The sequence below is a fragment of the Flavobacterium sp. LHD-80 genome, assembly GCF_030929605.1.
In the GTDB taxonomy this organism is placed as follows: domain Bacteria; phylum Bacteroidota; class Bacteroidia; order Flavobacteriales; family Flavobacteriaceae; genus Flavobacterium.
This window is the reverse complement of record NZ_JAVFVS010000010.1, coordinates 255,434-261,659: the sequence shown is the minus strand read 5'-3', so window position 1 is coordinate 261,659 and position 6,226 is coordinate 255,434. Positions and strand designations below refer to the sequence as shown.

The 6,226-nt window shown below is 28.8% G+C and carries 5 protein-coding genes; 4 read left to right on the top strand and 1 reads right to left on the bottom strand.

What is annotated here, in order from left to right:
• Nucleotides 1-21: 21 nt before the first annotated feature.
• Genes RB619_RS14765 through RB619_RS14750 form a run of 4 tightly spaced genes read left to right on the top strand, consistent with a single transcriptional unit; the run spans nt 22 to nt 5,785 of the window.
• Nucleotides 22-3,342 (top strand): protein NO VEIN domain-containing protein, encoded by a 3,321-nt coding sequence (locus RB619_RS14765; protein WP_308098762.1) that lies wholly within the window; start codon nt 22-24, stop codon nt 3,340-3,342.
• Nucleotides 3,343-3,365: 23 nt separating this feature from the next.
• Nucleotides 3,366-4,040, top strand: a complete 675-nt coding sequence (locus tag RB619_RS14760; protein WP_308098760.1) for a hypothetical protein — start codon at nt 3,366-3,368, stop codon at nt 4,038-4,040.
• 45 nt (nt 4,041-4,085) lie between these two features.
• The gene (locus tag RB619_RS14755; protein ID WP_308098754.1) at nt 4,086-4,688 is read left to right on the top strand and encodes a hypothetical protein; all 603 of its coding nucleotides are present in this window, start codon (nt 4,086-4,088) and stop codon (nt 4,686-4,688) included.
• A gap of 47 nt (nt 4,689-4,735) precedes the next feature.
• The gene (locus RB619_RS14750) at nt 4,736-5,785 is read left to right on the top strand and encodes an HNH endonuclease domain-containing protein (RefSeq protein WP_308098752.1); all 1,050 of its coding nucleotides are present in this window, start codon (nt 4,736-4,738) and stop codon (nt 5,783-5,785) included.
• A 69-nt stretch (nt 5,786-5,854) separates the two neighbouring features.
• On the opposite strand, the gene RB619_RS14745 is transcribed toward RB619_RS14750, so the two are convergent.
• Nucleotides 5,855-6,031 (bottom strand): histone H1, encoded by a 177-nt coding sequence (locus tag RB619_RS14745; protein WP_133525787.1) that lies wholly within the window; start codon nt 6,029-6,031, stop codon nt 5,855-5,857.
• Nucleotides 6,032-6,226: the final 195 nt, after the last annotated feature.

Below are 6,226 nucleotides of genomic sequence, written 5' to 3'. Positions count from 1 at the left end.
AAACTCCGCAAAGGAGAAGTCATGGTCTTAGATGCCGACATTGAAGGATGTTTTGATAACCTGAACCACCAGTACATACTGGATAAGATGAAAGGTACGAGCAGTAACATCCTAAGAGCAATAAATAATGACGATGATACTCCTGAAAAACTAAAAGAAATCGAGATCACTGAAATATCCTTCGCAGCTAAAGTGGAAGATGGTAATATAAAAATACTCAGTAAAGATGAAAGGCTTATTTTTACTTATTTGCCAACAAAAGTTAATGATATGAATTTTCCATTTATAGTGAATGGAAATTTTATTACCAATGCTTCAAGAGAATCACTTCATAAAGATTCAGCCTGGAATAAATGGTTGTTTGAATTAGTTGCTGAAAAAACTTTTGAATGGTTTGAACTTTTAGCTTTAGGAGAATACTCTTATCAAGTTTTAAGGTTACTTCCTAATAAATTTCCTGAAACTTATGATAAGTTAAAAAACTCTTTTAACAATGGGTACGAAAAAAATAGTAAACTCCGTGCGTTCATAGTTTCAGAAGATAATATACCTAAAATGGTTCAACAGGTGCTATATGATAAAACTGGATTGTCTCATCAATCATTTATTAATATCGATTCAATAACTGACTATTTAGCCAAGGAGAAAAATATAATTTTTGAAAAAAGCAGTTTTGTAAATGCCAGAATTCAACAACCGGAAAAGCTTCAAGGATTAGGAGTTCATACTTTTGAACTTGATAATTTTGAATCTTTTTTTACTTCAGAATCATTCACTACAAGACATGAGGTTGAGCAAAATTTTCAGCTAATAGAGTTCTTAATGCACCGCTCTGATAGCGATAGCAAAGGGGAGTGGTTTCAAATGATGAAAACATTACCATTTATTTATGATGAGGAAAAACAACTTAAAAACCCTGTAACTGGAATTTGCTTTCCTACAGGTTCTTTTAGTGCCTCTACAGATCTTGGGGATATTCCCATTATACATACTGAGGTGTTTTATAAAATTGAACAGAATGATAAAGTTTATGAATGGTTAAAAAGGCTGGGAATAAAGGAACCTTCTGATAGTTCTTTTATAACAAATGTAATTGTTCCAAATCTTAAGAATGATAGCTTTATAACAAATGATAATTATTTAGATTATACTGTCTATCTGCATAAGATGTATAAAAACAATCTTTTGGATGCTGAAATGATTGAATCGCTTCGTGAATTTAAAATTCGAATTAAGGGAGAAGAAATTATATTTAAGCAAGCACAAAACTGTTATCTTTCAAATGTTTACTATCCCGAACTAGCACTTGAAGGTATAATTGAAGATTTAAACTATATCTCTGAGGAATATTTGAAAACTAAATACTCAGCAGCTGAATGGGGTGTTTTTTTTAAGATGATCCGTGTAAAGAATAAAATTGATATCGAAACTATTAATGGCAATAATACTCTAGCAAAGGTTAAACAAATCACACATTCCGACTGGGTTGATGAATGCGAAAATTTGGCAAGAAATGGGGTCGGCTTTGGATTTGGTTCTCACAATGTAATTGGAATGATTAAGATTCCATCATTCCTTAATTTAATTGTGGAAAATCATGACTACAGTAAGATATTTTGGAAACATATGCTTTCAAATGGCAACGGATATGAAGAATTGTCTTTGCCAGCAATATTTAGATATGGAACAGGTAATGGACATAATCAGTTTACCAAAAGTGTTCCAAATTATTTCCGATGGTTTGTAAGCCAGTCAAAATGTATTCCGACAACTAGTCAAGGCTTAGAATATTCAAATAAAGTGTATGTAAATATTAGGGAGATTAAACAAATTGCTGGTGATCATTTTCCTGTATTTGATTGCGATGAACGTCCTACAGATGGATGGAGTAATATATTCAATTTTAAAAACAAATTGGAAATTGAAGATTATCTAACAATCCTAAAACTAATATCTGATGAATCGAAAGATGGAATCATAAGTAAAAAATCCATTAATAGAATTGGATTAATATACAATAAACTCTCAGAATTATTGCCTGATTTTGCCGAAGATACAGTTCAGTTAATTCGAAATTGGGGTTCCGAAAATCAACTTCTGGCAATAGGGAATTCTTTTGAGCCTGTAGCGGAATTGAAATGGATAACAATTGACGGTTTTTCACATGAATCTAGTTCTTTAAAATTAATTAATATTCCAGAGAATTGTAAAAAAGAAAAGCTCGGTAGTTTGATGTCTCTGTTTGGGGTACAAATTATAAAACAATTTTTACCTGAATTAAAAAAAGGTCAAATAGATAACTCTTTTAAAAAGAGATTTGAAGAAGTGCTTCCATTTTTTTCAGCATATGTACAAAAAAAATGTATCGACGATGGTCCTGATGAGTTTGAGAGAATGTTCGGTATTATAGATCGAACTGACTTTTACAGTGCTCAAGAAATTATCCTATCTTTTATGCATATGGAAGATCTTATTAAAGGTCCTGTTGTAACTGTATTTAAAGAAGGTAATAATTTTTATTATCGAGGTTCCTGGAGAAGCGAGAGAATTCTGCTAAATTTCATAAAAGAGATTTGTGAAACTTTAAACCTGTATGGGGATAGTGAAATTCTAAGGTTTCTACTATTGGAAAGCGATGATAATGAGATTTATGAATGGGCGAAAGAAATGAAAATTGAAGATTCTGAAATAAAAAGCAAAAGATCTTTTACTGTTAAGCAAGTTTTAGCTGATAATGAAACTACTTTACAGATTAATTCTTCTGAAGTAATAGAAAAAGATACTTCTGCTACAGTTGAGGAAGAGTATGATGAAAGTAATGATAATGATGGTAATTTTCAATATAAATCTCCCTTTACGCCTTTTACAGAATTTGGAAATTTTGATATAAATAAAATCACCACATCTATAAGATCTTTTAGCGCTGAGGATTTTATAAAAAATGAAAGTTATGTTGCAGTAGAAGACAAACAGTTTAGAAGTGATGTAGGTTTTTTTTGTGAAGGATTGATTAATAAATTACTTAACGAAGAAGAAAATAATTATACAGAAATTAAATGGGAAAATGAAAATGAGGAAAGCGGTAAGCCTTATGATTTTTCGTTAATAGAAAATGGTGTTAAAAAATTCATTGATGTTAAAGGGACTCCTTCATCAGATAAGAATGTGGTATTTCTATCAGTGAATGAATGGAAGTTCATGCTGGAACACGGAAGCAATTATTACATTTATAGAGTTTTTGATGCTAATAAAGAAAATCCAAGGATCGAAATAATAAATAATCCAGCAGATTTATTGAGAGAAGGAAAGATATTACCAACAGAAACTTCCCTGATTATTTAATATAAAAAAGAAATCTGTAGATTATGAAAAAGAATGCATTGGCGGTTCTAATTTTAGGTGCTTTACTCGTAGTGTTTTTGCCATACTTAATGACAAGAAAAGTTTGTTTAATTGATTTTTCAGAAACAGGTAATATTGGAGATACAATTGGAGGAATCACCTCTCCAATTGTTGGATTTGTAGGAGCCATATTAGTATATTATGCTTTACTCGAACAAATAAAAGCTAATAAAATTATACAGGATCAATTGAATGAGCAAAAGTTGGATGAGAATCAAAAAAAAATAGTTAATTATTTAAATGGAAAACTTGATGTTATCAGAACAGATATTAACGACTATGAATTTATTGAAGTAGGATCTATAACAAGGAGCGAAAAGATATATTTAGGGGGAGATGGATTATGTAAATTTCTCGAGTTATATAAAAAAGAAAAAACTGAAAATGAAGAAGAATTATTGGAGGATGTATATCATCTGGAAAAATTTAGATTACTGCTTGAATACATAAACGATTTTGTCAGCGACGTAGTTGCAGATAATGTTAATGCAGATGATAAAAAATATTTGCTTCAAAGCATCAAATATCATTATAAATCAAAGATTAAAATACATCTAGATTATTATGATGACTATGATGAAAGACCTGGTATTCTTTATAGTATTTCAAAATCAATAGATACTAAATTGAATTTGTAAGATGATAAATCTATATTTGCTTTTAGAAAAGCAACTTTTTAAAAAATGAAAAAAATATTAGATAAATGGTATTTAAGTATTTTTATAATCCCCATAATTCTCAACTATTTAACTTCTTATTTTTCACTTCCGGATATTTTTAAGAATTGGCAATATTCAATCATAATCTCGTTAGTTTTACTTGTTTTTATTCTATTATATGAATTAAAAAATCTTAAAAAACAATTAAATGTTTTTGTTCCTAAAAAAAGCGATAAAAAAATAATTCAGAAATTATTAAGAGAATTAGACTTAGATAGTTTTCATGAAGATATTTATGAACAGAATTCTTGGTATGGATATAAAAAAGATGCAATCAGTAAAAGCATAAGCTTTATTTATAAAGCTCGACTAATAAAAAATAGAGTAACGGATATCAAACTTCAGGTTTTGATAAATAATTTCACAGACAAATTAAATGAATTTCATGAATACAGTTCGATTCATTTATATGGAGGAGATAATTATTTTATTCCTAACAAAGATAATTTAAGCGAAAACCGGAGTTTAGTTGAACAAGAGACCAAAGAAATGAATCGATTAGCAAAAGAAAGTTTTTTTGAACTTGAAAAATTAGTTGAATATTTAAAAAATATTGAATATCTGTGATTAGTTAATGTAAATTAGTAGAATACCTCTACAGTTATATAAAGTTTATGAATCTTCCAAACTCCGAACATCTTCAAATAGATAAATTATCATCGGTATTTTCGAGTACATCTTCTACTTATAAATTTTATTGGTTTCTGGCAATTCTTGAATTAGTTGAGGAAGGAAACACTAAAATTGAAAAACAAAGATTGTTCTCGAGAATGATAAGTAATTCGTGGCATACAGTTAATTATTTTCACGTTTCTTTTGGCAAACAAGATCTTATTCAGGATTCAGTAAAAGCGATTCTAAATATAGAAAACATTACCATAAATGAAAATAGAAATAAAATAAACGCTGTATTAGAAAATACACATAAGATTGAAACAATAAAAATTCTAAATCATTTTGATAAAAACGTTCCGCATTGGTTTATTTCATCTTGGTTTACAGGCACGCGCAGTGAAATTTATTCCCTTTCTCAAAATTTTGAGCATGGTTGTATTTATCGACTTGGAAAAGATTATATTGAGATCAATCCAGTATGGGTCTCTTATTTACAATTTAACTCTAAAATATTAAAAGATTTTTGTTTCTGGAATTTGTCACTTTTTCTTCAAAAAAGAAATCCAAATGTTCCAGATATTCCAAATAAAATCAGCAAGTCGATAACCAGAAATTCTTTAGTTAAACAAACCAATGAATACTGGAAAATAGTTTTTAATGAATTGGGTGCAGTAGACTGCATTTTTACCAGCAAAAAATTAATTTTTGAAGAAAAAAAGTATGCTTTGGATCATTTTATTCCTCATGCATTTGTATCTCATGATTTAATATGGAACTTAATTCCAATTGACAAAACTTTTAATTCTTCTAAAGGAGATAAACTTCCATCAGTGAAGCAGTATTTTGATAAATTTTATAATCTTCAAAAAACAGCTTATGAAATAGTCAAAACTCATAATTCGAAGAACAAATATTTAGAGGAATATCTAAGTGTTTTTCCTGATTTAGAAGGTAAAAATGGATTTGATTATTTGCTGCTTAAAGAAACTGTCCAACCTTTGATAACAATTGCAAGCAACAACGGTTTCTCCTTCATGAAAGATTTATGATCATCTTTACATATAAAAGAAAGCCTTCCAGAATTTTGAAAGGCCTGCTAAATAAAAAGTAATAATGAATTATTTTTTAGATTCTTCAATAGAAACTTTTCTAAACTCTTTTAAAAGTTTTTCAATTTCTAGTGTAGATTTACGTGCTCTTGCTCCGGCTGCTTTAACACCTTTTTCAATAAGTGATTCTGATTCTGTTTTAAAAGTTTCGATTTCTGCATTAATTTTTGCTACTAAATCTTTCATGTTTTGATATTATTAAAGTTGAGCAGGCAAAAATAAAAGTTTAGTTTGAGAATACAAGTAATTCTCAATAGGTTTTAGCGGTCAATTAAAAATGTAAATTTGGATTAAGCAGTTTTTATTGTTTGTTATGTATACTGTAAATAAGTAAGAATTGATTAACTTTGCGTCATATTATAATATTGTCTAAAATCAATA